This is a genomic window from Micromonospora sp. IBHARD004, from assembly GCF_052814115.1.
The window spans coordinates 6,569,902-6,595,118 of the sequence record NZ_CP199934.1 but is presented as its reverse complement, the minus strand read 5'-3'; the positions used below and the strand labels follow the sequence as shown (position 1 = coordinate 6,595,118).

The following is a 25,217-nucleotide window of genomic DNA, read 5'->3' as shown; positions in this document are numbered from 1 at the left end:
AATCTCCGAGCAGCATGTTTCTGTCGCGATGAATGGCTGGGGAATGTGACCAGGGATCGGCACGGAGCTCCGACCGCGACCCGGCGCCTCGTCGGACGCACGCTGCTCGGTGCGGCTGCCGCGCTCGCCACGGCGGCCGGTCCGCTGGCCCCGCCGGCGCACGCCACCCCGGCCCACGCGGCAACCGCGTACGTCACCACGTCGGTGCAGGTCGCGGCCCTGCCGGCCGCCGACCGGGAGCCGGCCTGGCTGGCACCGGTGGACGACCCGAAACCGGTGGACCAGGTCCGCGCGGAGCAGTGGCAGCTCGACAAGCTGCAGGCGGAGACCGCGTGGCGCAGCTCGACCGGGCGCGGGGTGATCGTCGCGGTGATCGACTCCGGGGTGGACGGTTCCCACCCCGACCTTGCCGGCCAGGTGCTGCCCGGCATCGACCTGGTGTCGCCCGCGGGCCTCGACGGGCCCGACCCGGTGGGGCACGGCACGACGGTCGCCGGCCTGATCGCCGGCCGCCGCGATGACGACCGCGGCGTGGTCGGGCTGGCGCCGGACGCCAGGATCCTCCCGGTCCGGGTGCTCGACCAGGAGAACCGTTACGACGATTCCATGATCGTCGCTACCGGGGTGCGCTGGGCGGTCGACAACGGCGCCCGCGTGATCAACCTGTCCCTCGGCGGCAGGGACGCCAGCCCGGCCCTGGCCGCAGCCCTCGACTACGCCTTCGCCCGGGACGTGGTGGTGGTCGCCTGCACCGGCAACCTCGCCACCTCGACCGGCACCAAGGTCTGGTACCCGGCCCGCGAACCCGGCGTGATCGCCGTCGCCGGCCTGAGCACCAGTGACGACCTCTGGTCCGGCTCGGTCACCGGCCACGAGACAGTGCTCACCGCCCCGGCGACCGCGGTCTTCGGGGCCCGTCCCGGCGGCTACTGGCGGGTGCAGGGCACCAGCTTCGCCTCCCCGCTGGTCGCCGCGACCGCCGCCCTGGTCCGGGCCCGCTACCCGCAGATGTCCGCCGCGGACGTGGTCAACCGGCTGGTCACGACCGCGAAGGACCTCGGCCCCACCGGCCGCGACGACCGCTTCGGCTACGGCCTGGTGGACCCGGTCGCCGCGCTGACCGCCGACGTACCGTCGGTGGCGCGCAACCCGCTCGACGACCAGTCCTCCCCCGGGAAGGTGAGCTTCGGCCGGGCACCGGGCCCGGCGCAGGACGCCCGGGCCGCCGGGCAGGGCGCCGACCCGTTCAGCTTCACCGCCCCGAAGCAGCAGGCCCGGTGGACGGCCCACCCGGCGGGCCAGTCGGACGACTCCGCGCCGGAACGGCTGTGGATCGGCCTCTCCCTCTTCGTCGCCCTGGTCACCGGCGCCGCGCTGGTGGTCCGCCGGTTCCGCCAGTCACAGCGGTGACCCCGGCACGACCGGTCTGACCGGGCCGTCGGCTGGGTAGTGCTGGGGCATGAGCGGGTCGGGTGAGCAGAGTCGGATGTCCACGGTCGAGCGGTCCTGGCGGACCCGCCGCCTGGACCCGGACCATTCGCTGGGCCTCCGGCTCACCGTGGCCGCCATCGCGGCGTTCCTGGTGCTGGTGCCGTTCGCCCTGCTGGCCCTGCTGGTGCTGGGGGCCTGGCCGCCGCTGTTCCGGCTGGACGCCTCGGTGACCGACGCGCTGCACGGGTACGCCCTCGCCCATCCGGCCTGGGTGCGGGTGATGAGCGTCTGGACCGACGTCTTCGCGCCCGGCCCGCTGCGGGCCGCCACCGCCGTCGTCGTCGCCTGGCTGCTGTTCCGCCGGGCGCGGCGGCTGGCCCTCTGGGCGGTCACCACGATGGTGGTGGGCGGGCTGCTCGGCGCGCTGCTCAAGCTGCTGGTCGGCCGGCACCGGCCGGACCTGCTCGAGCCGGTGGCCCGGGCGGCCGGCTTCTCCTTCCCGTCCGGGCACGCGCTGAACGCCACCCTGGCCGCCGGGGTGCTGCTGCTCGTCCTCCTCCCGTTCACCCACGACCGGCGGCCGCTGCGCTGGGCGCTCTGGTCCGCCGCGATCGTGCTAGCGGTGGTCACCGGCGTCAGCCGGATCGCCCTCGGCGTGCACTGGACCAGCGACGTGCTGGGCGGTTGGCTGCTCGGCGTCGCGGTGGTCGCGGCGACCTCGGCCGCCTTCCGCACCTGGCGCACCCGGACCGGTCGGCGACCGGCGCGTACCGCCCGGGAGGGGGTGGAGCCGGAGCTGGCCGGCCCGGACCCCGATCCGGCGCGCCGGGACCACGCGTAGTTCTGCGCCCGGTGGGGTAATGGGCGGCCCATGTCCGATGTCGCGGTCCAGGTGACCAGGCGGGTCCTGCTGCCGCTGGTCCTGCTCTTCTCCGTCATGGTGGCCCTGGGCCTCCTGGTCACCCGGGTCCTCGCGAGGACCTGGCCGTTCACGGTGGAGGACACGGTCAACCGCGAGCTGGCGGCCGACCGTACCGAGGGCTGGAACAACGTCTCGCTGGTCTTCAGCACGCTCGCCAGCACCCAGCTGATCGTGGTGGTGACGGTGCTGGTGGCCCTGGTGCTGCGGCTGGTGCTGCACCGCTGGCGGGAGCCGCTCTTCCTCTGCGCCGCGGTCACCGCCCAGGCGCTGATCTTCCTCTTCACCACGATGGCCATCGACCGCCGCCGGCCGGCCGTCGAGCACATGGACGTCTCGCCGCCCACCTCCAGCTTCCCGTCCGGGCACACCTCGGCCTCGGTGGCGCTCTACGTCGGCATCGCGGTGCTGCTGGCGCTGAGGGCGAGGAGCACCCCGGCGAAGATCACCTGGTGGATGCTGCTGATCGTGGTCCCGATCGGCGTCGCGGTCACCCGGATGTACCGGGGCATGCACCACCCCAGCGACGTGGTGGCCTCGTTCCTCAACGGCGGCATCTGCGTCGCGATCATGGCCCGCGCGGTGCTCGACCGGAGTCTCACCTGGGGTCGGGCGAAGCTGCCGTTCGGCCACTCGGGCGAGGACGTGGCCCCCGCCCGCGCGTCCACGGGCGGCTGACCGGGCGGCCGCCGAGGGCCGGCGCCGTCCGCCGGCTCAGGTGCACTCGCCGGTGCCGATCGCCCGGGTACGCTCCGCGCCGGCCAGCGCCACCGGCCGGGCCTCCGCGGCGGTCACCGCGAAGCCGGTGTTCGGGTCGTCGGCCGCCGCCGCGAAGATCACCCCGAGCACCAGCCCGTTCGCCGAGACCAGCGGGCCGCCCGAGTTCCCACTGCGCACCAGCGCCCGGATGGTGTAGATCTCCCGGGTCACGTCCCCGGAGGAGTAGATGTCCGGACCGGTGATCCGGTCGACGTCCCGCACCCGGGCCGGCCGGGCGTCGTACGGGCCGTCGAGGGGGAAGCCCAGCACGATCGCGTCCGCGCCGCTGCCGGCCTGCCCGGCGGCGAAGCGCAGCGACGGACCGGGCAGCCCGGGCACGTGCAGCACGGCCAGGTCCCGCTCCGGGTCGTAGACGACCACCTCGCCGTCGTACCGCTCGCCGCGCAGCTCGACCGCGACCGAGCGGGTGCCGGCCACGACGTGCGCGTTGGTCATCACCCGGTCGTCCGCGTACACGAAGCCGGAGCCCTCGATGCGGCGGGCGCAGCTCGGCGCGGAGCCGAGCACCTTGACCACCGACCGCTGGCTGTTCGCCACCACCGTGGAACCGGCGAGCGCCGGGTCGGGCGGGGAGACCTGCCGGGCCCGGGTCGGCGCGAGGTCGCCGAAGACGTCCGGGAAGCCGTTGGTGTCGACCGTGTCCCGCAGCGCGGTGGAGAGCTCCTGGGCCTTGTCGGGCAGGATCCGGTCGATCACGGTGAGCAGCGCGCTGTTCCGGATCGAGGAGGCCACCGCGGGCACCGCGGAGGAGCCCAGCGGCACCGCGACCAGCCAGGCCACCAGCATGACGGCGACGAGCGACACGATCGCCCCGCCGATGTCGTCGAGCCGCTTGGCCACGTCGTTGGTGATCGTCTTGCGCAGGTGCGAGCCGAGCCACCCGGCGAGCGCCTGACCGAGCACGGCGAGCCCGAAGATCGCGACCAGGGAGATCAGTACGCGCATCCCGCTGTCGGCGAACTGCCGGGCGATCAGCGGGCCGACCTGGAGGCCGACCAGCGCGCCCAGGAAGAAGCCGGAGAGCGACAGCGCCCCGATGGCGAAGCCTTGGCGGTATCCGCTGATCGCGAACACGAGCATGAGCAGGAGCAGAACGAGATCCACGACGGACACGCGTCCAGGGTACGGGCAGCCGGCACGGAAGCGGTCCACCGCTCGCGCAACGTGACCGCCAGGTCAGCGGACGGGGCTCTCGTCGACCTCGTCGGTGCCGGCCGAGGGCGCCGGGGCGGCGGCGGTCGGCGGCAGCTCCACCACCCGGCCGCTCGGCCACGGGCGGGCCCAGCCACCCATCTCCAGCAGCGTGGCCAGCACTCCGGCGGTGAACCCCCAGACCAGCATGCCCCGGGCGGAGAAGGCCGGGCCGATCCAGCCGCTCGGGTGGCGTACCCGCATCCGGTTCTCCGGTTCGACCAGCTCGGCGATCGGCAGCCGGGCGACGTGTGCGACCTCGGCCGGCTCCCGCGAGTGCACCGGGTGCGGCGCGTGCCACCAGGCGAGCACCGGAGTGACCACGAAGTCGCTGACCGGGATCCAGAGCTTCGGCAGCTCGGCCAGAACGGTGACGCTGGCCGGGTCGAGCCCGACCTCCTCGTTCGCCTCGCGCAGCGCGGTGGCGCTGGCGTCGGCGTCCTCCGGGTCGGCCGCGCCGCCCGGGAAGGCCGGCTGGCCGGCGTGGTTGCGCAGGGTGGCGGCGCGCTGAAGGACCAGCACGTCCGGGCCGTCGCCCGGCTCCTCCCCGAGCAGCACCAGCACCGCGCTCTCCCGGCCGCCGCTCTCCGGGGTGGCGAGCCGGGTGAAGTCCTCGGCGCGGGCGCTGCCGAGCCGACCGAGCAGCGGATCGAGCCACGGCGGCGGTTGCCGGTTCACGGGGTGACCTCCGTTCCCGACCGGGGGGCCCGCCGGACCGGCCCACTGCGCGCGCTCACGCGTCCACCGCCACGCCGAGGTGCGTACGGACCAGCTCGGTGAGCGTGGCGTCGTCGAGCGCGCCGGTGGCGTCGGCGTGCCGGACCCGGCCGTCCGCGCCGACGAAGAGGGTGAGCGGGAAGGCGTTGCGGTTGAGTGCCCGCTCGAACGCGTCCCCCTGGTCGACCAGCATCGGGAAGCGGACGCCGAAGTCCTCGCCGATGGACTGGGCGCCGCCGCGGCTGTCCCGGCTGTTCACCCCGATCACCTGGAACCGGCCGGCGGCGCGTTCGCTGAGCCGCTGAAAGGCGGGCAGCTCCTTGCGGCAGGGCGGGCACCAGGATGCCCAGACGTTGACCACCGCCGGGCCCTTCACCTGCCGCAGGTTCACCGGGGCGCCCCCGGTGAAGCAGGAGAGGGTCAGCTCGGGCAGCGGCTCACCCGGCCCGGTGGTGGGCGCGGGGGCGGCCGAGGCCGGCGCGGCGGTCAGCGCGGCGCAGTCGGCGAACGGCGAGGGGCGCTCGGCGCGGGTGGCGGCCGGCGGGGCCGCCCCCTGGTCGGTGGCGGTGCAGCCGGCGACCGCCAGCAGCGCCGGGACGAGCAGGGCCGCGAGTCGGCGGTTCACGGCACCTCCGCGGCGACGGCCTGCTGGGGCACCAGCTCCGGGTCGATCCCGACGGCCGCCGCGAGGTCCCGGGCGCGGGGGCCCTTGAGCAGCTTGGCGGCCGCCACCGGCTCGGTCGGCCCGGTCCCGTACGACGGGCAGAGCTTCGCCAGCGTGCAGGCGCCGCAGGCGGGCTTGCGGGCGTGGCAGACCCGCCGGCCGTGGAAGATGATCCGGTGCGACAGCATGGTCCAGTCGCGCTTCGGGTAGAGCGCCCCGATCGCGTGCTCGATCTTGACCGGGTCGGTCTCGGTGGTCAGCTTCCACCGCTGCACCAGCCGCTGGAAGTGGGTGTCGACGGTGATGCCGGGGACGCCGAAGGCGTTGCCGAGGATCACGTTGGCGGTCTTGCGCCCGATCCCGGGGAGGGTCACCAGGTCGGCCAGCCGGCCGGGGACCTCGCCGTCGTACCGCTCCAGGAGGGCCCGGCCGAGGTTGATCAGGGAGCTGGTCTTGTTCCGGTAGAAGCCGGTCGGCCGGATCAACTCCTCCAGCTCGGCCCGGTCCGCCCCGGCGTAGTCGGCGGCGCTGCGGTAGCGCGCGAAGAGCTTCGGGGTGACCTCGTTGACCTTCTTGTCGGTGCACTGCGCGGAGAGGATCGTGGCGACGGCGAGCTCCAACGCGTTGGAGTGGTCGAGTTCACAGTGCGCGTCGGGATGCGTCTCGGTCAGTACCCGGCCGATCCGCCGGGCGCGGCGGGTACGCCCGAGGTCGGTCTCGGGGGAACTGATGGTCACGCCGGCCAGCCTACGTCGCGCGGGCGACGTCCCGGCGGGCCGACGCGGGCGTGGAACGCCGCGGCCCGGCCTACGGCGCGGTGATCCGGCCGGCCGTGTCGAGCCGCGCCCCGGTCCTCGGGAAGTCGGCCCGGCTCATCTCCCGGACCAGCCCGAGACCCCGGTGGCCGGAGTCGATCGACGGCCGGCCCACGCTGCTCATGACGGTCGAGGTGAACGTCCCGCCGGTGAAGGTGCCGTCCGGCTTCAGGGACACCTTCAGGACGCCGCCCCAGCCGAGCCGGCCGGAGCTGTTCAGCGACTTGCCGCCGCCGGCGAAGTTGCCCAGGCTGTACGCGATCAGCCGACCCCGGTAGAACTCCATCCCGCGCAGAACGTGCGGACCGTGCCCGACGACCAGGTCGGCCCCGGCGTCGATGACGGCGTGGGAGAAGCGGACCGGGTCGCCCCGGTTCTCGCCGAAGAACAGCTCGGTGCCCGGCTTCACGTGGCTCCGGTCGGCGCCCTCGGCGCCCATGTGCACCTGCACCACGACCAGGTCGGCCATGGTGGCCGCCTTCGCCACCACCCGCTTCGCCGACTCGATGTCGACCAGGCTGTTGGACCAGACGTACGACGAGAAGCCGGCCACCGCTACCTTCACGCCCTCGACCTCGACCACGGTGATCTGGTCGGGCGCGCCGGTGTGCTCGAGGCCGTGCTCCTCCAGCGCCCGCTGGGTGTTCCGGTAGCCCTTGGGGCCGTAGTCGTAGCCGTGGTTGTTGGCCTGGTTGAGCAGCTCGAAGCCGGCGTCGCGGAGGTGCGCCGCGTACTCCGGGGGCGCCCGGAACTGGTAGCAGTTCTGCGGATTCGGTCCGCACTTGCCGGCGCCGGTGTCCTCGGTGAGCGGCTCCTCCAGGTTCCCCATCACCAGGTCGCCCTTGAGCGCCGCCTTGACCTGGTCGAAGAAGCCCTTGCCGTCGTTGGGCGGCAGCCGGGACGGGGCATTGCCCATGATGACGTCGCCGGTCGCGGCGAGTGAGATGGCCTGCCCGGCCACCTCCGCCGGCCCGGGGTCCGCCGACCCGGCCGGGTCGAGCGGGACCGGCGAGCCGGTCGACCCGCCGCCCGCGCCCGACTGCCAGACCGGAGCGCCGCCGGCGTCGTCGGCGCAGCCGGCGGCGAGGAGCGCGACGAGCAGCGCGCCGAGGGCGCCGGTGAGGCGGCGACGACGCGGGCGGGACGCGGAGCGGGCGGCAGAGTACATCGTCCGCGACGCTACCGCGCGGCAAACGCTCCGACGAGGGCCGATCGGTCGGAAAACCGGGCCCACCGAAGGGCCGCCCGCCGGCCGGGTCAGCCGGTCCGGCGGTCGGACCAGGGCACGACGGTGCCGGCGCCGCCGGCGAGCACGGCCGCGTGCACGGCCCGGGCCAGCGGGCCGCCCCAGGTCGACCGGGGGCCGCCGTACGGGGCCGGCTCGCCGTCGGCGGGGCAGAGGACGGTGACCGCGTCGGTGGGCGTGCCGGTGGCGGGCAGCCCCAGCTCCCAGATCGCCTGCGCCTTCGCCTCGGTGGCGGTGGCCACGGCGTTGACCAGCGCCGCGTCGCCGAGCCGGGCGGGGACGTAAACGATGATGTTGACCGTGCCGACCCGCTGCGCGGGTGTCGCCGGGGCCGGCGCGGCGGCCCAGACCGGGGTGCCGAGCCCGACCGTCGCCCAGACCCGCACGCCGGTGTCGGCCCGGGCCACCACCTCGGCGACGTCGACCCCGGTCAGCAGCCCGACCCCGGGCCCGGCCAGGCCGAGGCCGTCGGCCAGCTCGGCCAGGTGGGCGGCCGGGTCGTCCCGGTGGTACGACATCGGCACGGTCGCGTTGACCACCCACCGCCGGACGCCGATCCCGCCGCCGAGCGGGCTGGTGCCGGCGGCCAGCAGCGGCTCGGCGGCCCGCCACACGAGCAGCGGGATGTCCCACCCGTCCTCGTGGCGGGTGGTCAGGAAGGGCTCGTTCAGCACGGCACCGACCCTACGATCCAGGTGGGGGCGGGTGGCGACCACCCGCACCGGGCGCGGGATCCTAGTCGTTGATCAGGTCGGGCAGGTTACGCCCACCGATCAAGATTCCAGGGGTGCGCCTCTGATTCGCGCTCACGTGCGCCTAGACTGGCGGCGCGCGAGGGGATCAGCGGACGGCGGACCCGGCCGACGGACGGCACGCGCTGGCGGAGGTGCGCGATGGACGAGGTACTGGCCCGCAGCGGGATCTTCCAGGGTGTCGACCCGGAGGCTGCCGAGGCGCTCGCCAAGGAGATGGAGACGATCGAGGTCCGCAAGGGCGAGATCGTGTTCAACGAGGGCGAGCCCGGCGACAGTCTCTACATCCTGCTGTCCGGCAAGATCAAGGTCGGCCGCCGTGCGGCGGACGGCCGGCAGAACCTGATCGCGGTGATGGGCCCGTCGGACATGGTCGGCGAGCTCTCGCTCTTCGACCCGGGCCCGCGTACGGCGACGGCCACCGCGGTGACCGACACCCGGCTGGTACGGCTGCGCAAGCAGGCCCTGCGGCCGTGGCTGAACAACCGGCCGGAGATCGCCGAGCAGCTGCTGCGGGTGCTGGCCCGCCGGCTGCGCCGGACGAACGACTCGCTGGCCGACCTGATCTTCACAGACGTGCCGGGGCGGGTCGCCAAGAACCTGCTCCAGATGGCCGGCCGGTTCGGCACCCGCGACGGCGGTGTGCTGCGGGTGACCCACGACCTGACCCAGGAGGAGATCGCCCAGCTCGTCGGCGCCTCCCGGGAGACCGTCAACAAGGCGCTCGCCGACTTCGCCTCGCGCGGCTGGCTGCGGCTGGACGGCAAGAGCATCATCATCCTCGACCCGGAGCGCCTGGCCCGCCGCGCGCGGGTCTGACCCACCGGGGACATCGACAGGGACCGCCCTCCGGGGCGGTCCCTGTCGTCGTTCTGCCCCGCGCAGAACCCTCTGGACGACCGACGGTCGGACGGGCACGGTGGGCTGATGCTCGAACGTGTCGCCGTCCTCTCCGACATCCACGGCGCGCTGCCGGCGCTGGAGGCCGTACTGGCCGAGCCGGACGTCGCCGCCGCCGACCTGATCGTGCTCACCGGCGACATCGCCGCCGGCCCGCAGCCGGTCGAGGTGCTGGACCTGCTCGCCGCGCTGGGTGAACGCGCCTGCTGGGTGGGGGGCAACGCCGACCGGGAGCTGGTCGAGGCGCGGGCCGGCCGGTCCTCCCCGCACGACGTCTCGAACTGGGCGGCGGCGCAGCTCCGGGACGACCAGATCGCCCGGCTGGCCGCGCTGCCGCTGACCGTCACCCTGCCGGTCGCCGGCCTGGGCGAGGTGCTCTTCTGCCACGCCACGCCCCGGGACGACGAGGAGATGGTGCTGGTCGACTCCCGGCCGGAACGCTGGGCGGAGGTCTTCGCCGGGCTGCCCGCCGAGGTCGGCACCGTGGTCTGCGGACACACCCACATGCCGTTCACCCGGCTCGTCGACCGCCGCCTGGTGGTCAACGCCGGCAGCGTCGGCATGCCGTACGGCGGGGCGGGCGCCTGGTGGGCGCTGCTCGGGCCCGGGGTGCAGCTCCGCCGGACCGGGTACGACGTGGACGCGGCGTGCGCCCGGGTGGCGGCCGGTTCGGCCTTCCCGGACGCCGCCGAGTGGGCCGACGAGTACCTCCGCTCCCGGCACAGCGACATCGACGCGCTCGCCGTCTTCGCGCCCCGCGACGGCCGCTGAACCCTGCGCCGTCACACCTACCGGCCGCCGCGCCCGCCATCCGTCTCGGCGCCGGCACCGCCGTGCGCGGACGGATCGGGCCGGTCCGTGCCGGCGCCGAGCACGGTCCAGGACGCTACGAAGCTGATGACGTGAACGAATCGCGCGATCCACCGACGTCATCAGCTTCGTAGTCACCTTCACCCCACCCGGTGGTCGCCACTCCCGGAAGCGGAGCGTCCGCGACGGCAGCGCCCTGCGTCCGCCCCGAAAAAGTCAGTCTTGACTGTTTGTTTCGGGAGCGGGACGCTGTCCCCGTGCCCGCCACATCGACCCGCGTCCCTCAACAGGAGCGCAGCCGCGCCACCCAGGCCCGACTGCTGGAGGCGACCGTCGAGTGCCTGGTCGAGCACGGCTGGTCCGGCACCACGACCACCGTGGTGGCCACCCGGGCCGGCGTCTCCCGCGGCGCCCAGCTGCACCACTACCCCACCAAGGCCGCCCTGGTCACCGCGGCCGTCGCCCACCTCACCGAGCGCCGGGCGGCGGAGCTGCGCACCGAGGCGGACGCCCTGCCCGCCGGCCCGCAGCGGCTGGACCGGGTGATCGACCTGCTCGGCGCGGCCTTCACCGGGCCGCTCTTCGTCGCCGCCCTCGAACTCTGGGTGGCTGCCCGCACCGACGCCGAGCTGCGCGCCGCCCTGGTGCCGCTGGAGGCCCGGGTGGGCCGCGAGATGCACCGGCTCACCGTCGAACTGCTCGGGGTGGACGAGCGCCGCCCCGGCGTCCGCGAGACGGTGCAGGCCACTCTCGATCTGCTCCGCGGGCTGGGCGTGGCCAACCTGCTCAGCGACGACTCGTCCCGCCGCACCGCCCTGCTGCACACCTGGAAACGCCAGCTAGCCACCCTGCTCACCCCGGACGCCGATTCCCTGGAACCCGGGACGCGAGCGGACCTGACCCGAAACGCCCTGACCGGCACACCCCCGCCCGGAGGCACCATGGTCGACCTGACCGCACTGCTCGCGGATCTCGCCGCCGAGTCCGACCAGCTCGACGCCCACGTCGCCGCGCTGCCACCGGAGGGCTGGGCCCGGCCGACACCCGCTCCCGGATGGACGGTCGCCCACCAGATCGCCCACCTGGCCTGGACCGACCACGTGGCCCGGCTCGCCGCCACCGACGCCGACGCCTTCTACGCTTCCGTCCTCTCCGCGCCCGACCCGGCCCGGCTGGTCGACGACGGGGCCGAGTCCTTCCTCGCCCCGCCGGCCGAGCTGCTGGCCCGCTGGCGGGACGGCCGGGCCGCGCTCGCGACGGCCCTCGCCGCCACCCCGGCCGGCGAGAAGGTCCCCTGGTACGGGACCCGGATGTCGCCCGCGTCGATGGTCACCGCCCGGATCATGGAGACCTGGGCGCACGGCCAGGACGTCGCCGACGCGCTCGGCGTCGACCGGACCCCGACCGCCCGGCTGCGGCACGTCGCGCACCTCGGGTTCCGCACCCTCGGGCACGGCTTCGCCGCCCACGGCCGGCCCGCGCCGACGGCGCCGGTGCGGGTCGAGCTGCGTGCGCCCGACGGTGACACCTGGACCTTCGGGCCGGCGGACGCGACGGACCGGGTGACCGGGCCGGCGCTCGACTTCTGCCTGCTGGTCACCCAGCGGCGGCACCGCGCCGACCTGGCCCTGGTCGCCATCGGCCCGACCGCCGACGAGTGGCTGGACGTCGCCCAGGCCTTCGCCGGCCCGCCGGGCACCGGACGCGAGCCGGTCCTGCGAGCCCCGCAGTCGCGAACAGAGGTGGCCCAGTGAGCGCGAGGAGCGAGCCGGTCCTGCGAGCCCCGCAGTCGCGAACAGAGGTGGCCCAGTGAGCGCGAGGAGCGAGCCGGTCCTGCGAGCCCCGCAGTCGCGAACAGAGGTGGCCCAGTGAGCGGGGTGCTGCGGGTCGGCAACGCCTCCGGCTTCTACGGCGACCGGTTCGCAGCCTGGCGGGAGATGCTCGACGGCGGCGAGCTGGACGTGCTGACCGGGGACTACCTGGCCGAGCTGACCATGCTGATCCTCGGCCGGGACCGGCTGCGCGACCCCGCCCTCGGTTACGCGAGGACCCTCCTCCGGCAGCTCGAAGGCTGCCTCGGCACCGCGCTCGACCGGGGCGTGCGGATCGTGACCAACGCCGGCGGCCTCAACCCGGCCGGCCTGGCCGCCGCGATCGGCTCGCTCGCCGACCGGCTCGGCCTCACCGCGCGGATCGGGTACGTCGAGGGCGACGCCCTGCAACGCCCCGACGCGCTCACCGCCAACGCGTACCTGGGCGCGTTCGGCATCGCCGCCTGCCTGGACGCCGGGGCGGACGTGGTGGTCACCGGCCGGGTCACCGACGCCTCGCTGGCGGTCGGGCCGGCGATCGCCCACTTCGGCTGGGGCCGCGACGACCTCGACGCGCTGGCCGGGGCGACCGTCGCCGGGCACCTGATCGAGTGCGGGGCGCAGGTCACCGGCGGCAACTTCAGCTTCTTCACGGAGCTGCCCGACGGCGGGCACCGGCCCGGTTTCCCGATCGCCGAGATCCATCCGGACGGCTCCTCGGTGCTCACCAAGCACCTGGGCACCGGCGGCGCGGTCACCGTGGAGACGGTCACCGCCCAACTGTTGTACGAGGTGGGCGGGCCGGCGTACCTGGGGCCGGACGTGGTGACCCGGCTGGACACGGTCGAGCTGCGCCAGGACGGGCCGGACCGGGTCCGGGTGAGCGGCGTCCGGGGCACCCCGCCACCGGACACCCTCAAGGTCGGCGTCAACAACCTCGGTGGCTTCCGCAACTCGATGACCTTCGTGCTCTGCGGGCTGGACATCCCGGCCAAGGCCGCGCTGGTCCGGGGGCAGCTCGAGGAGGCGGTCGGCAAGGAGGGGCTGGAGTTCACCCTGGCCCGGACCGACCACGCCGACGCGACGGAGACCGAAGCGGCGAGCGCGCTGCTGCACGTACACCTGCGCGACGGTGACAGGGTACGGGCCGGGCGGGCCTTCTCGGCGGCCGCCGTGGAGCTGGCCCTGGCCTCCTACCCGGGCTGCACGCTGACCACCCTGCCCGGCGACGCCACCCCGTACGGCGTCTTCACCGCTGACTTCGTGCCGCAGGACTCGGTGGCGCACGTCGCCGTGCTGCCCGGCGGCGAGCGGGTGCCGATCGCCCCACCCACCCGGACGGCGACGCCCTCGGTGGAACCGACACCAGGAGCGCCCGATCGGACCGACGGCGGGCGGCCGACCCGGCGCGCCCCGCTCGGCGAGCTGGTCGGGGCCCGCTCGGGCGACAAGGGCGGCGACGCGAATCTCGGCGTCTGGGCCCGCACGGATGCGACCTGGGCCTGGCTGCGCGGCTGGCTCACCGTGGAACGGCTGGCCGAGCTGCTTCCGGAGACCGCCCCGCTGACCGTCGAGCGGTACGACCTGCCGAACCTGCGGGCGGTCAACTTCGTGATCCGGGGACTGCTCGGGCAGGGAGTGGCGGCTTCCACCCGGTTCGACCCGCAGGCCAAGGCGCTCGGCGAGCTGCTCCGCTCCCGGGTGGTCGACCTGCCGGCGCAGTTGCCGCCCGGGCCGCCGGAACAGCGCCTCAGCAGGACCAGCGCCGAAACACCCCGGGAGGTGGCGGCATGACCATCGTGGACACCCCCGAACGGCGGCAGCTGCGGGAACTGACCCGCGCTTTCGTGACCCGCGAGGTACTGCCGCACCTGGACGACTGGGAGCGGGCCGGTGAGGTCCCGCGGGAGCTGCACGCCACCGCGGCGAAGATCGGCCTGCTCGGCATCGGCTTTCCCGAGTCGGTCGGCGGCAGTGGCGGCGACCTGCTCGACTCGATCGTGGTCACCGAGGAGATCATCCGCTCCGGCGGCTCGTCAGGGCTGGTCGCGGCGCTCTTCACGCACGGCATCGCGCTGCCGCACATGGTGGCCGCGGCCGGCGGGCGGCTCGGCGGCTCGCTCGCTGGGCGGCTCGGCGGCGAGCGGACCACGGACGACGAGCTGATCGACCGGTACGTGCGCCCGACGCTGGCCGGAACGATGATCGGCGCGCTGGCGATCACCGAGCCGGACGGCGGCTCGGACGTCGCCTCGATCCGTACCACCGCCCGCCGGGACGGCGACCACTACGTGGTGAACGGTTCGAAGACGTACATCACCAGCGGGGTCCGGGCCGACTTCGTGACCACGGCGGTCTGCACCGACTTCCCCGGCAGCGGCGAACTCAGCCTGCTGGTGATCGACAAGGGCACGCCCGGCTTCACGGTGGGACGCCGGCTGGAGAAGCTCGGCTGGCACTGTTCGGACACCGCCGAACTCTCCTTCGTCGACGTCCGGGTGCCGGTGACCAACCGGATCGGCGAGGAGGACACCGGCTTCCTCGCGATCATGCAGCACTTCGCCGCCGAGCGGCTCTCGCTGGCCACCCAGGCGTACGCGACCGCGCAGCGCTGCGTCGAGCTCGCCATGACGTGGTGCCGGGACCGATCCACCTTCGGCCGACCGCTGGCGAGTCGACAGCTCATTCGGCACCGGCTGGCCGAGATGCACACCCGGGCCGAGGCCGCCCGGGCGTACGTGCACGAGGTGGCCGCCCGGGTCGCGGCGGGCGAGCCGGTGGTGACCGAGGTGGCGATGGCGAAGAACGTCGCGGTGGCCGCCTGCGACCACGTCGTCGACCAGGCGCTGCAGCTGCACGGCGGCTTCGGCTACCTGCGCGACGCCGAGGTGGAACGGCACTACCGGGACGCCCGGATCCTCGGCATCGGCGGCGGCACCACCGAGATCATGAACGAGATCATCGCGAAGGGCATGGGCCTGTGACCACACTCGAGAGCGCGATCGACCCGTCCTCGCCGGCCTGCACGGCCAACCGCCAGGCCCTGCTGGAACGCCTCGCCGAGCTGGACGCCGCGCTCGACCAGGCCCGCGCCGGCGGCGGCGAGAAGTACGTGACCCGGCACCACCAGCGGGGCAAGCTGCTCCCCCGGGAGCGGATCGAGCTGCTGCTCGACCCGGACAGCCCGTTCCTGGAGCTCTCCCCGGTGGCCGCGTACGGCACGGACTTCCCGGTCGGGGCCAGCACGGTGACCGGCATCGGGGTGGTCGAGGGCGTGGAGTGCCTGATCGTCGCCAACGACCCGACGGTACGCGGCGGCGCGGTGAACCCGTGGGCCCTCGCCAAGACCCGGCGGGCCGGTGAGATCGCCCTGGCCAACCGGCTGCCGATGGTCAACCTGGTCGAGTCGGCCGGCGCGGACCTGCCCACCCAGGCGGAGATCTTCATCCCGGGCGGCCGGGTGTTCCGCGACCTGACCCGGCTCTCCGCGGCGAAGATCCCCACGGTCAGCGTGGTCTTCGGCAACGCCACCGCCGGCGGCGCGTACGTGCCGGGGATGTCCGACTTCACCATCATGATCCGGGACCGCTCGCAGGTGTACCTGGCCGGGCCGCCGCTGGTGAAGATGGCCACCGGTGAGGTCACCGACGACGAGTCGCTGGGCGGCGCGGCCATGCACGCCACGACGTCCGGCCTGGCGGACTTCCTGGCCGAGGACGAGCGGGACGGCATCCGGCTGGCCCGGCAGTGCGTACGCCGGCTCAACCGGCGCAGGCAGGGCCCGCCGCCCCGCAACCCCGTCCCGCAGCCTCCCAAGTACGACCCGGATGAGCTGCTCGGCATCGCCAGCGCCGACCTGAAGGTGCCGTTCGACCCGCGCGACGTCCTCGCAAGGGTGCTGGACGGCAGCGAGTTCGACGAGTTCAAGCCGGGCTACGGCACCGCGCTGGTCACCGGCTGGGGCGAGCTGCACGGATACCCGGTGGGCGTGCTGGCCAACGCCCGGGGCGTGCTGTTCAGCGAGGAGGCGCAGAAGGCGACCCAGTTCATCCAGCTCGCCAACGCCGCCGACACCCCGCTGATCTTCCTGCAGAACACCACGGGTTACATGGTCGGCACCGAGTACGAGCAGCGCGGCATCATCAAGCACGGCGCGTTGATGATCAACGCCGTCGCCAACTCGACCGTGCCGCACCTGACGGTCAACCTGGGCGCCTCCTACGGCGCCGGCAACTACGGCATGTGCGGCCGGGCGTACGAGCCACGGTTCCTCTTCACCTGGCCGAACGCCAAGTCGGCGGTGATGGGTCCCGCGCAGCTCGCCGGGGTGCTGTCCATCGTCGCGCGGCAGGCCGCCGCGGCGCGGGGCCGCGAGTACGACGAGGACTCCGACGCCGCGATGCGGATGATGGTCGAGCAGCAGATCGAGTCCCAGTCCGGGGCGCTGTTCCTCTCCGGCCGGCTCTACGACGACGGGGTGATCGACCCCCGGGACACCCGTACCGTCCTCGGGCTCTGCCTGTCGGCGATCCACAACGGACCGGTGCAGGGCGCCGACGGCTTCGGCGTCTTCCGGATGTAGCCGTGAGCGCGAGGAACGCAGCGAAGCGGAGTCCCGCAGTCGCGAACGAAAGGCAGGCTCAGCGCGCATGATCACCAAACTGCTGGTCGCGAACCGGGGGGAGATCGCCCGCCGGGTCTTCGCCACCTGCCGGGCGCTCGGCATCGCGACCGTCGCCGTGCACTCCGACGCCGACGCCGACGCACCCTTCGTCGCCGAGTCCGACCAGGCGGTCCGCCTGCCGGGGAACACGCCGGCCGAGACGTACCTGCGGATCGACCTGATCCTGGACGCGGCCCGCAGGACCGGCGCGGACGCCGTCCACCCGGGCTACGGCTTCCTCGCCGAGAACGCCGAGTTCGCGGCGGCGGTGACCGACGCGGGGCTGACCTGGGTGGGGCCGCCGGCCAAGGCGATCGCCGTGATGGGCGACAAGATGGAGGCGAAGGCGCTGCTCGCCGAGGCGGGCGTGCCGATGCTGCCGACCTGGACCGACGCGGACGAGATCACCGACTTCCCGGTGCTGGTCAAGGCGTCCGCCGGGGGCGGCGGGCGCGGGATGCGGATCGTCCGCGACCCCGCCGGGCTGGCCGAGGCCGTGGCCTCCGCGCGGCGCGAGGCGGCCGGCGCGTTCGGCGACGGCACGGTCTTCATCGAGCGGTACGTCGAGGGCGGACGCCACGTCGAGGTGCAGATCTTCGGCGACACCCACGGCACGGTGGTCGCGCTCGGCGAGCGGGACTGCTCCGTCCAGCGCCGGCACCAGAAGGTGGTCGAGGAGGCCCCCGCCGTCGTCGCGCCGGAGCTGCGGCAGCGGCTGCACGAGGCCGCGGTGGCCGCCGGCCGGGCCGTCGACTACGTCGGCGCGGGCACGGTGGAGTTCCTGCTCGCCCCAGCCGGGGAGTTCTTCTTCCTGGAGATGAACACCCGGCTCCAGGTGGAGCACCCGGTCACCGAGGCGGTCACCGGGCTGGACCTGGTCCGGCTGCAACTGCTGGTCGCCGAGGGCGAGCCGCTGCCGTCGGCGGCGACCCCGCCGACCGACGGCCACGCGATCGAGGTACGCCTCTGCGCCGAGGACCCGGGCCAGGGCTTCCGCCCGGCCACCGGCACCCTGCACCGCTTCGCCGTCCCCCGGGTGACCGGCGCCTTCGCCCCGACGAAGGGGCTGCGACTGGACTCGGGCGTGGCGGACGGCTCGGCGGTGGGCGTGCACTACGACTCGATGCTGGCCAAGGTGATCGCCTGGGCGCCGACCCGCGCCGAGGCGGCCCGGGCCCTCGCGGGCGCGCTGGCCGGGGCCGAACTTCACGGCGTCACCACCAACCGCGACCTGCTGGTCCGGGTGCTGCGCAGCCCCGAGTTCGCGGCCGTCGAGATCGACACCGGCTTCCTGGACCGGCACGAGGAGGTCCTCGCCCCGCTGCTGCCGGCCGGGCGGGTCCCGCTGGCCGCCCTCGCTGCCGCGCTGGCCTCGGCCGCCGGCCGGCGCGCGGAGGCGACCGTGCTCGCCGGGCTCCCGTCGGGCTGGCGGAACGTGCCGGCGTTCCCGCAGGTAACCCGCTTCGTCGGGCCGGACGGCGAGATCGAGGTCCGCTACCGGCTGGACCGGAGGGGCGGGCTGGCGGAGTGGGCCACCGTCCCACCGCTCGTCACCTCCGGTGCGGCTGCCGGGAACGGCGGGCCCGGCGAGGCGGCCGACCCGGACGCGGCCGACCTCCGGACCGCCGGAGAGCCGTCGACCATCGCGCTGGTGTCGGCCAACCGGGGCCGGGTGGTGCTGGACGTCGACGGGGTGCGGTGGGTGGTCCGCGTACACCGGGTGGGGTCGGAGATCTTCGTGGACGGCCCGGACGGGGCGGCGAGCCTGGTCGAGCTGCCCCGTTTCCCGCTGCCCATCGCGGAGCTGGCCGCCGGGTCGCTGCTCGCGCCGCTGCCCGGCGCGGTGACCCGGGTGCACGTCCAGGTCGGCCAGCGGGTCGCCGCCGGTGAGCTGCTGCTGACCCTGGAAGCGATGAAGCTCGAACATCCCGTGCTCGCCCCGAGCGGCGGTGTGGTCGCCGAGCTGCCGGTGCCGGCCGGCGGCCAGGTGGAGACCGGTGCCGTGCTGGCCGTGATCAACCCCGAGGAGGACCCGCGATGAACTTCGACCTCACCCTCGAGCAGGACCAGCTCCGCGACGCCGTCCGGGCGCTGGGCCGCAAGTACGGTCACGGCTACTTCGTGGCGAAGGCCAAGGCCGGCGAGCACACCACCGAGCTGTGGCACGAGGCCGGCCGGCTCGGCTACCTCGGCGTCAACATCCCCACCGAGTACGGCGGCGGAGGCGGTGGCATCACCGAGCTGGCCATCGTCTGTGAGGAGCTGGCCGCGGCCGGCTGCCCGCTGCTGCTGCTGGTGGTCTCCCCCGCGATCGCCGCCACCGTCATCAACAAGCACGGCACCGACGAGCAGCGCAAGCGCCACCTGCCCGGCCTCGCGGACGGCTCCCAGAAGATCGTCTTCGCGATCACCGAGCCGGAGGCGGGCTCGAACTTCCACCGGCTCGGCACGGTGGCCCGCCGCGACGGCGACGACTGGCTGCTCTCCGGCCGCAAGTGCTACATCTCGGGCGTTGACGAGGCCGGGCACGTGCTGGTGGTGGCGCGGACCGAGGACGCCGCGACCGGCAAGCTGAAGCCGGCGCTGTTCATCGTGCCGACCGACGCGCGCGGGCTGGAGCGCTCCAAGCTGGACATGGAGATCGTCTCCCCGGAGAACCAGTTCCTCCTCTACCTGGACGACGTGCGGGTGCCCGCCGACGCGCTGGTCGGTGAGTCCCTCGACGCCGGCCTGCCGGCGCTCTTCTCCGGCCTCAACCCGGAACGGATCACGGTCGCCGCGATGGGCGCCGGCACCGGCCGGTACGCGATCGAGCGCGCGTCGGAGTACACCGCCACCCGGAAGGTCTGGGGCGGCCGGAGCATCGGCTCCCACCAGGGGGTGGCGCACCCGCTCGCGCACGCGGCGGTCCAGGTGGAGCTGGCCCGCCTGATGATCCACAAGGCGGCCACCCTCTACGACGCCGGCCGGGACCTGGAGGCCGGCATCTCCGGCAACATGGCCAAGTACGCGGCCGGGGAGGCCGCCGCGCTCGCCGTGGACACCGCCGTCCAGGCGCTCGGCGGGGCCGGCATGACCACCGAGTACGGCGTGGCCACCCTGCTCGGCGCGGTCCGTGCCGGCCGGATCGCCCCGGTCAGCCGCGAGATGATCCTCAACTTCGTCGCCCAGCACGTCCTCGGCCAGGACAAGTCGTACTGAGGGCTCTCACAGCGGTCGGTTCAGCCCGACGTGGAGATGCCCGGCCCACCGGGTCGGGGTCGAGGGGAACTCGTCACGGACGGCTCGCACCGTGTCGTTGAGCACCCACGCCGCGGCGGCCGGGTCGGGCGGCTCCGTGCCACCGTTCGTCAACCCGGCGTAGAACGCCTCGGCGATCCGGGCGCTGTCCGTGGTGTGCCACGTCGTGCCGACAACACCGCGAAAACCCGCCAGCTGGAAAGCGGCGGCCAGGTGCAGCGGCTCGTCGGTGAACGTCGGGTGCGTCTCGGCGGTGCTGCACGCGGACAGGAAGGCCAGCTCCGCCCGCTCCAGGTGGTACGAGCCCACCATGCTCGGGCTGAGCGTGCTGCCTCTGCCGAGGCGCAGGCCACCCCTGAGCGTGGCGGCGAGGCTGGCGTCGGCCTCGCCGTGGCAGGCGAAGTGCGCGATCGGATGCGCCCGCAACGCGTCCTCGACGGCGACCGGTTCCACCGCCGTGCCGGCGAGCACGGTCGAACCCGGGATCAGTCGCGCGACGTGCTCGACCTCGGCGCGGACCTGCGACAGCGCGGGCAGGTCCCCCGCCGTCGGCACGCCGACGACGGCGGCCGTGGCGGTGGTCGGTGGGCGCGGACGCTCCGCCACGGCGTGCGCGAGGGCGGTGAGGGTCGGCGTGTACGACGACACGACGCGGTCGAGGACCGTACGCGGGCGGCCCGGCTCGCGGTGGTGCCCGGCCGCGTGGAGCGGGAGGCGGGCCAGCGTGCCGGCCGGCGACCACCAGATCCGGGGAGCCGGACCGGGCGCGGGTGAGATCCGGTCGAGCACCGGCCCGGCGACGGCGTACCACAGCCAGGCCAGGATGCCCAGCAGGTCTTCCTGGGCGGCGGCGCGCCGGTCGAACGGCACCGCCGGGTCGGTCGCGTCGGACACCGCCGCGGACAGCCGCTGGACGTGCTGCCGGACGACGGTCTCCCGCAGCTCGGGCAACCGGACCAGCTGCACGCCCCGGTCCGGTTCCGGCGGGATGATCAGGGCGTCACCCCGATCGCCGTGCGTGGTGACGACGACGACCGGCATTCCCGCGAGCCGCTGGCGCAGCAGGGGCAGCGACGGTGGCCGCAGGAAGTCGGCGAACTCGGGCAGCCGGCGGATGCGCTCGATCACCCGGTCCCGTTCCACCGCCAGCTCCCGGGTGCGGGCCACCCAGCCGGGTCGGGGATCCCATTCCGTCGTGTTGGAGTCCAGGACCTCGCCGGACTCCGTCCGGCGCTCCACCTCGATGGTGAACTTTCGGACGTGCGTGTAGGCGTCCGCCTCCGACAGTTCGCGGTCGATCCGGTCGAGCTCCGCGGCGAGCTGCGGGCTGCTGGTCCGCAGCTCCGCCCAGCCGCCGCGGATGCCCAGGGCTTCGTGGAACAGGAGGCCGCGGCCGCGCTCCAGCAGCTCGACGGCCCCGTCCGGGTCTCCCGCCGCGATCGCCGCCGCGGCGGCCTCCGCGGCCAGCCCGCCCAGTTCCGCGACGGCGCCGAGCCGGCGCCGGCCGGCCAACGACCGGCTGACCGAGGACGGCATCCGCTGTACCGCCCGCTCCAGCGCGGCCAGTCGGGCGGCCGGGTCCGCCGCTTCGCGGGCCAGCCCCGCCTGCTGGCGTTCGGCCTCGATCCGCTGTTGCGCGTCGGCCAGCGGCGAGGCGGCGAGCGCGGCGTACGTGGCGATGGCCTCGGCGCGGGCCCGGTCGGCGTCCGGTCCGCCCGATCGCGCCAGGTCGGCTGCCGACCGGGCCAGGAGCTCGGCCCGCAGCGGCCACCAGTGGTGGTCGGTCGGGGTCTCCTCGACCGCCGCCCTGGCCAGGTCCACGGCGTTGGACAGGACGTCGAGGTCGCCGCCGAGCCGGTATCGCTGGTACAACACGTCGGCGACCGTGCTGCGGATCCGCGGCTGGTCCGGATGGTCCGGCGGCAGCAGGGCGAGGGCTTCCCGGAAGGTGCCCTCGGCCTCCAGCAGGGCGGCCTGGTCCTTCCGCCGCACGGCGTGCCGGGTCACGCTGCTCGCCTGGTTGTAGAGGAACCCGACGCGGCGGGAATCGCCGTCGGGCAGGGCGGCAACCGCGCGGCGGCCGACCTCCACCGCCTCGGCGAGGAGACCGTCGTCGGGTGCCAGCGCGTCGCGGCGCACGAGCAGACTGGACAGGCCCATCAGCCGCAACGCGTACGACTCGTGCTGCGGGGGCGTGAGCCGCAGCGCCTCCCGCTGGTGCTGCAGCGCCTCGTCCAGGGTCTCGGGATCGCGGGTCTGCCAGCCGGCGTCGGACAAGGTACCGGCCAGGACGACGAGCTGGTGCGGGCGCTCGTCCGGCTGCTCGTCGGTCAGCTCCAGGGCCGCCCGGGCGGCGGACAACGCGACCTCGACCAGCTGTTCGGCCCCGCCGTGCAGTCCCGCGTCGGCGGCGCTGCCCGCCAGCAGGTTCAGCGCCTGCCGCCGCGACGGGTGCCGCGGTCCGGCGGCGTCCAGGGCCAACTGTGCCCAGGTCGCCGCCCGCCCGGCCCCGCTCAGCTCGCCGCCGTGCTCCCAGCGATCACGCTCGGCCCCGCCGAGCAGCAGCAGGGCCTGCGGCCGGGCCGGGTGGAAGGCGGGCACCGCGGCGAACAGCACGGCGGCCGACTCGTACCGCTCGGCCAGCGCCGGTGGCGAGGCGTCGACCGTGATCCGGGCGGCCCGTTCCTCGGCACGGCGCAGCAGCTGGTCGAGTACGTCGGGCTGGTCGGCCGCGGTGACGATCGCGAGTACCGGGTCGGGGCCGACGGCGTCCGCCAACTGGTTGGCGACGGTGTTGAGCCGCTCGAGAGCCGACGCCATCGCGGGCTGGTCCGCGGAGGCGGCGTGGACCGCGTCGCGCCAGGCGGCGGTCGCCTCGAGCAGGATCTCGACCGAGGCCAGCTCCGGTATCTCGTGCAGCCGGCACAGCGCCGCGCCGAGCCGCGCCACCACGGTCGGGTCGGTGGGATGCCGCTGCCAGCCGAGCTGCGCCGCCCGCCGGTACTCGCCGACGGCCAGCTCCAGGGCCCGGGGGCCGGCGCCCCGGTCGAAGTAGTGCTCCAGGAGGCGGCCGCGGCGGCCGAGACGGTGGATCCGGTGCGGGTCCTGCGCCGAAGTGGCCTCCAGCGCCCTGGTGGCGGTGTCCAACGCATCGTCGAGCGTCAGCGCGTCGCCGACCTCCTCGGCGAGCGTGGCGAGCGCCTCGGCGAGATCGGTGAGCAGCGCGGCGCGGAGCAGCCGAGCCGCCCCGTCGCGCTCCCGTTCCAGCTGGGGAAGCCACTCCTGATACAGCGTCACGAGCATCCGGAGGGCCTTTTCCGAGCCGGCCCGGTGCCGCTGCCGGAGACGCGCGATCCGGTCGGCCTGCTGCTGGCTCAACAGGACGTCGGACAGCTCCGGTGCGCCGGACCGATCGGCCTCCCGGCACTCGCCCCGGAGCGGCTCGGGTACCAGGTCCGGGCCCCGGCGGTGCAGCCGGCGGAACAGGTCGACCGCCGCGCGGCGCTCCCGCAGGCCGTCGACCCCGGGCAGGTCGAGATAGCGGTACCAGTGCAGTCGCGCCAGCGCCTGCGCCGCCTGCCGTCCCATTCCGCGGTCACCGACCGCGGCGGCGAGGCTCTGCTGCTCCGCGGAGAGGTCGGTGTGCCACAGGACCACCGGATTCCCGGTGCGTTCGTACTCGGCGATCACGGCGGTGGCCCGGTGCAGGGCGGCGCCGATGGTCCATCGCGACATCGCTTCTCCATTCCGTCGCTGCGGCCGGTGCGGAGGTGTCGGGCGGCGATCGCCTCGGCTCCCCCTGATCCTGCCGGCCGGCGACGGCGGGCGGAAGCGGGCGACGCCGTCCAGACAGGACACCGGCGCCTTGCCCGGGTCGCTACTGTGGCAGCGGGAGAGGCCGACCGAGGCACGGGGAGCGGCAGTGGAACTCGTTGCGCACCGCGTCGGAAGGCTGTGCGGCCAGGCCGTCGGCGGGCAGCTACGCGAACACGCCGAGCGGTACGGCGTCGTCGAGGTGCTGGACCGGATCGCCGCCGCGGTCGGGCAGGGACGGGTCGACGCGCACCTGGCGGACGACCTCGACCGCCTCGACGCCGCGTTCGCCCGCAACGGCATCGACGGGCTCACCACCGGCGTCCGTGGGTTCGAGCCGTGGCCCGGCGGGGGTGGCCATCCGACGGTCACCGCGTGGACCTGCCCGAGCCCGCGGCCGTGTCCCCGGTCGGTGCCGGTCGGCGCCGACGAGCCGCCCGCGTGCGCGCTGACGGGCGCACCGTTCGTGGAGACCCGGATCCCGTTGTGAACGCGTTCCTCGCCGAGCTGGGCAAGCAGTTGGTGACCCGGTGGACCGTCGCGCTGATGGTGCCGGGGGCGCTGTTCGCCGGCGCGGTGGTGCTGGCCCACGTCCTCGGCCACCAGCACGCCGTCGACCTCCGGGCCCTGCCGGTCCGGCTGGGCGGGGTGACCGCCGCCCCGGCCGGTGGGCGCGGCACCGCGCTGCTGATCGCCGTGGCCGCGTTCCTGCTCGGCGCGGCGGCGGCCGGCCTCACCGCCCAGGCGGTGGGCGTGTTCGTCACGTGGACCTGGAGCCTGGGCGGATCCGTGCCGGTGCTGCGCCGGCTCGCCGACCGGCGCCGCCGCCGGTGGGAGCAGGCGGACGCCGAGGTGGCGGAGGCGGAACGCGCGCTGCTGGCGGACACCGCCGACCCCGCGCTGCGCGCCCGGGCCCGCCGGGCCATCGCTCGCCGCGCGGCGGTCTGCCTCGTCGAGCCGGAACGCCCCACCTGGATCGGCGACCGGCTGCACGCGGCCGACGCCCGGGTGCACCGGAGCTACCGGGTCGACCTGGCGACCGTGTGGCCGCGACTGTGGCTGGTCCTCCCCGACGAAGTACGCGGCGAGCTGGCCGCCGTCCAGGATCGGTGTGCGTCGGCGGCCCGGCTGGCCGGGTGGGGCGTGCTGTACACCGTCCTCGCGGCGTTCTGGTGGCCCGCCCTGGTCATCGGCCTCGCGGCCCTGCTCACCGCCCGGTACCGGGCGCGTCTGGCCGTCGGCGTCTACACCGACCTGGTCGAAGCCGCGGTGGACCTGCACGGCCGGGACCTGGCGGTCCAGCTGGGGCTGTCCTGCCCGGGCCGGCTCACTGCGGAGATCGGGGCGCAGATCACCGCGATCGCCCGCAAGGACGACCTGGTGCCGCGCTCCCGGCGGGCGGTGTCCGCCGCGACGGCGCACCCGCCGCGGTCGCTGCCGCACCCGTAGCCCCCGACCCTCGGGC

20 protein-coding genes and 1 pseudogene are annotated in these 25,217 nt (G+C 74.7%); 14 read left to right on the top strand and 7 right to left on the bottom strand.

The window, feature by feature from the left end:
• The first annotated feature begins 45 nt into the window (after positions 1 to 45).
• The 3 genes from mycP to ACTWO6_RS32095 all read left to right on the top strand — a co-directional run bounded on the left by mycP (position 46) and on the right by ACTWO6_RS32095 (position 3,028).
• Positions 46 to 1,410, top strand: coding sequence for a type VII secretion-associated serine protease mycosin (gene mycP / locus ACTWO6_RS32105; RefSeq protein WP_446217400.1), 1,365 nt, complete (start codon positions 46 to 48; stop codon positions 1,408 to 1,410).
• 76 nt (positions 1,411 to 1,486) lie between these two features.
• On the top strand, positions 1,487 to 2,272 hold the full coding sequence (locus ACTWO6_RS32100) for a phosphatase PAP2 family protein (protein ID WP_446217399.1): 786 nt from the start codon (positions 1,487 to 1,489) through the stop codon (positions 2,270 to 2,272).
• Between the two features lie 30 nt (positions 2,273 to 2,302).
• The gene (locus ACTWO6_RS32095) at positions 2,303 to 3,028 is read left to right on the top strand and encodes a phosphatase PAP2 family protein (RefSeq protein WP_446217398.1); all 726 of its coding nucleotides are present in this window, start codon (positions 2,303 to 2,305) and stop codon (positions 3,026 to 3,028) included.
• 36 nt (positions 3,029 to 3,064) lie between these two features.
• Here ACTWO6_RS32095 and ACTWO6_RS32090 read toward each other — a convergent pair whose 3' ends face one another.
• The 6 genes from ACTWO6_RS32090 to ACTWO6_RS32065 form a co-directional block, all read right to left on the bottom strand.
• Positions 3,065 to 4,243, bottom strand: coding sequence for a MarP family serine protease (locus ACTWO6_RS32090; RefSeq protein ID WP_446217397.1), 1,179 nt, complete (start codon positions 4,241 to 4,243; stop codon positions 3,065 to 3,067).
• 63 nt (positions 4,244 to 4,306) lie between these two features.
• Entirely contained in the window at positions 4,307 to 4,999 is a 693-nt protein-coding gene (locus ACTWO6_RS32085) for an NUDIX hydrolase (protein ID WP_446217396.1), read from the bottom strand.
• 55 nt (positions 5,000 to 5,054) lie between these two features.
• Positions 5,055 to 5,663 (bottom strand): TlpA family protein disulfide reductase, encoded by a 609-nt coding sequence (locus ACTWO6_RS32080; RefSeq protein WP_446217395.1) that lies wholly within the window; start codon positions 5,661 to 5,663, stop codon positions 5,055 to 5,057.
• Complete coding sequence (nth, locus tag ACTWO6_RS32075) at positions 5,660 to 6,439, bottom strand: endonuclease III (protein WP_446217394.1); 780 nt, start codon at positions 6,437 to 6,439, stop codon at positions 5,660 to 5,662. Before nth ends, ACTWO6_RS32080 begins: the two co-directional genes overlap by 4 nt.
• A 70-nt stretch (positions 6,440 to 6,509) precedes the next feature.
• Positions 6,510 to 7,685: a CapA family protein gene (locus ACTWO6_RS32070; RefSeq protein WP_446217393.1), complete on the bottom strand. Its 1,176-nt coding sequence runs from the start codon at positions 7,683 to 7,685 to the stop codon at positions 6,510 to 6,512.
• Positions 7,686 to 7,774: 89 nt separating this feature from the next.
• The gene (locus tag ACTWO6_RS32065) at positions 7,775 to 8,437 is read right to left on the bottom strand and encodes an adenosylcobinamide amidohydrolase (RefSeq protein ID WP_446217392.1); all 663 of its coding nucleotides are present in this window, start codon (positions 8,435 to 8,437) and stop codon (positions 7,775 to 7,777) included.
• Between the two features lie 219 nt (positions 8,438 to 8,656).
• On the opposite strand from ACTWO6_RS32065, the gene ACTWO6_RS32060 reads away from it, so the two are divergent.
• From ACTWO6_RS32060 to ACTWO6_RS32020, 9 genes and pseudogenes are all read left to right on the top strand, one after another.
• Positions 8,657 to 9,334, top strand: a complete 678-nt coding sequence (locus ACTWO6_RS32060; protein WP_007466162.1) for a Crp/Fnr family transcriptional regulator — start codon at positions 8,657 to 8,659, stop codon at positions 9,332 to 9,334.
• 108 nt (positions 9,335 to 9,442) lie between these two features.
• Entirely contained in the window at positions 9,443 to 10,186 is a 744-nt protein-coding gene (locus ACTWO6_RS32055; protein WP_446217391.1) for a metallophosphoesterase family protein, read from the top strand.
• 296 nt (positions 10,187 to 10,482) lie between these two features.
• Positions 10,483 to 11,085, top strand: a pseudogene (locus ACTWO6_RS32050) (TetR/AcrR family transcriptional regulator); the annotation flags it as partial.
• A gap of 81 nt (positions 11,086 to 11,166) precedes the next feature.
• Positions 11,167 to 11,979, top strand: a complete 813-nt coding sequence (locus tag ACTWO6_RS32045) for a TIGR03084 family metal-binding protein (RefSeq protein ID WP_446220842.1) — start codon at positions 11,167 to 11,169, stop codon at positions 11,977 to 11,979.
• A gap of 114 nt (positions 11,980 to 12,093) precedes the next feature.
• Positions 12,094 to 13,830 carry an acyclic terpene utilization AtuA family protein gene (locus ACTWO6_RS32040; protein WP_446217390.1) on the top strand — a complete coding sequence of 579 codons (1,737 nt, stop codon included), beginning with the start codon at positions 12,094 to 12,096 and terminating at the stop codon, positions 13,828 to 13,830.
• Positions 13,827 to 15,020: an acyl-CoA dehydrogenase family protein gene (locus tag ACTWO6_RS32035; protein WP_446217389.1), complete on the top strand. Its 1,194-nt coding sequence runs from the start codon at positions 13,827 to 13,829 to the stop codon at positions 15,018 to 15,020. Before ACTWO6_RS32040 ends, ACTWO6_RS32035 begins: the two co-directional genes overlap by 4 nt.
• The gene (locus ACTWO6_RS32030; protein ID WP_446217388.1) at positions 15,017 to 16,618 is read left to right on the top strand and encodes an acyl-CoA carboxylase subunit beta; all 1,602 of its coding nucleotides are present in this window, start codon (positions 15,017 to 15,019) and stop codon (positions 16,616 to 16,618) included. The genes ACTWO6_RS32035 and ACTWO6_RS32030 overlap by 4 nt, the downstream gene beginning before the upstream one ends.
• A 67-nt stretch (positions 16,619 to 16,685) precedes the next feature.
• The gene (locus ACTWO6_RS32025; RefSeq protein WP_446217387.1) at positions 16,686 to 18,740 is read left to right on the top strand and encodes an acetyl/propionyl/methylcrotonyl-CoA carboxylase subunit alpha; all 2,055 of its coding nucleotides are present in this window, start codon (positions 16,686 to 16,688) and stop codon (positions 18,738 to 18,740) included.
• Positions 18,737 to 19,900 (top strand): acyl-CoA dehydrogenase family protein, encoded by a 1,164-nt coding sequence (locus ACTWO6_RS32020; RefSeq protein WP_446217386.1) that lies wholly within the window; start codon positions 18,737 to 18,739, stop codon positions 19,898 to 19,900. The genes ACTWO6_RS32025 and ACTWO6_RS32020 overlap by 4 nt, the downstream gene beginning before the upstream one ends.
• A 6-nt stretch (positions 19,901 to 19,906) precedes the next feature.
• On the opposite strand, the gene ACTWO6_RS32015 is transcribed toward ACTWO6_RS32020, so the two are convergent.
• Positions 19,907 to 23,674 carry a CHAT domain-containing protein gene (locus ACTWO6_RS32015; protein WP_446217385.1) on the bottom strand — a complete coding sequence of 1,256 codons (3,768 nt, stop codon included), beginning with the start codon at positions 23,672 to 23,674 and terminating at the stop codon, positions 19,907 to 19,909.
• Between the two features lie 187 nt (positions 23,675 to 23,861).
• Between ACTWO6_RS32015 and ACTWO6_RS32010 the strand changes: the two genes are divergently transcribed.
• Both ACTWO6_RS32010 and ACTWO6_RS32005 read left to right on the top strand, forming a co-directional pair.
• Positions 23,862 to 24,242 (top strand): hypothetical protein, encoded by a 381-nt coding sequence (locus tag ACTWO6_RS32010; RefSeq protein ID WP_446217384.1) that lies wholly within the window; start codon positions 23,862 to 23,864, stop codon positions 24,240 to 24,242.
• A complete protein-coding gene (locus tag ACTWO6_RS32005) occupies positions 24,239 to 25,201 on the top strand; it encodes a hypothetical protein (RefSeq protein ID WP_446217383.1) in 963 nt (320 codons plus the stop codon). The genes ACTWO6_RS32010 and ACTWO6_RS32005 overlap by 4 nt, the downstream gene beginning before the upstream one ends.
• Positions 25,202 to 25,217: the final 16 nt, after the last annotated feature.

Excerpts from the sequence above, each read along its gene's own strand:
- ACTWO6_RS32100 (WP_446217399.1), top strand. The coding sequence starts at position 1,487 with ATGTCCACGGTCGAGCGGTCCTGGCGGACCCGCCGCCTGGACCCGGAC.
- ACTWO6_RS32095 (WP_446217398.1), top strand. The coding sequence starts at position 2,303 with ATGTCCGATGTCGCGGTCCAGGTGACCAGGCGGGTCCTGCTGCCGCTG.
- ACTWO6_RS32070 (WP_446217393.1), bottom strand. The coding sequence starts at position 7,685 with ATGTACTCTGCCGCCCGCTCCGCGTCCCGCCCGCGTCGTCGCCGCCTC.
- ACTWO6_RS32060 (WP_007466162.1), top strand. The coding sequence starts at position 8,657 with ATGGACGAGGTACTGGCCCGCAGCGGGATCTTCCAGGGTGTCGACCCG.
- ACTWO6_RS32055 (WP_446217391.1), top strand. The coding sequence starts at position 9,443 with ATGCTCGAACGTGTCGCCGTCCTCTCCGACATCCACGGCGCGCTGCCG.
- ACTWO6_RS32045 (WP_446220842.1), top strand. The coding sequence starts at position 11,167 with ATGGTCGACCTGACCGCACTGCTCGCGGATCTCGCCGCCGAGTCCGAC.
- ACTWO6_RS32035 (WP_446217389.1), top strand. The coding sequence starts at position 13,827 with ATGACCATCGTGGACACCCCCGAACGGCGGCAGCTGCGGGAACTGACC.
- ACTWO6_RS32025 (WP_446217387.1), top strand. The coding sequence starts at position 16,686 with ATGATCACCAAACTGCTGGTCGCGAACCGGGGGGAGATCGCCCGCCGG.
- ACTWO6_RS32020 (WP_446217386.1), top strand. The coding sequence starts at position 18,737 with ATGAACTTCGACCTCACCCTCGAGCAGGACCAGCTCCGCGACGCCGTC.
- ACTWO6_RS32015 (WP_446217385.1), bottom strand. The coding sequence starts at position 23,674 with ATGTCGCGATGGACCATCGGCGCCGCCCTGCACCGGGCCACCGCCGTG.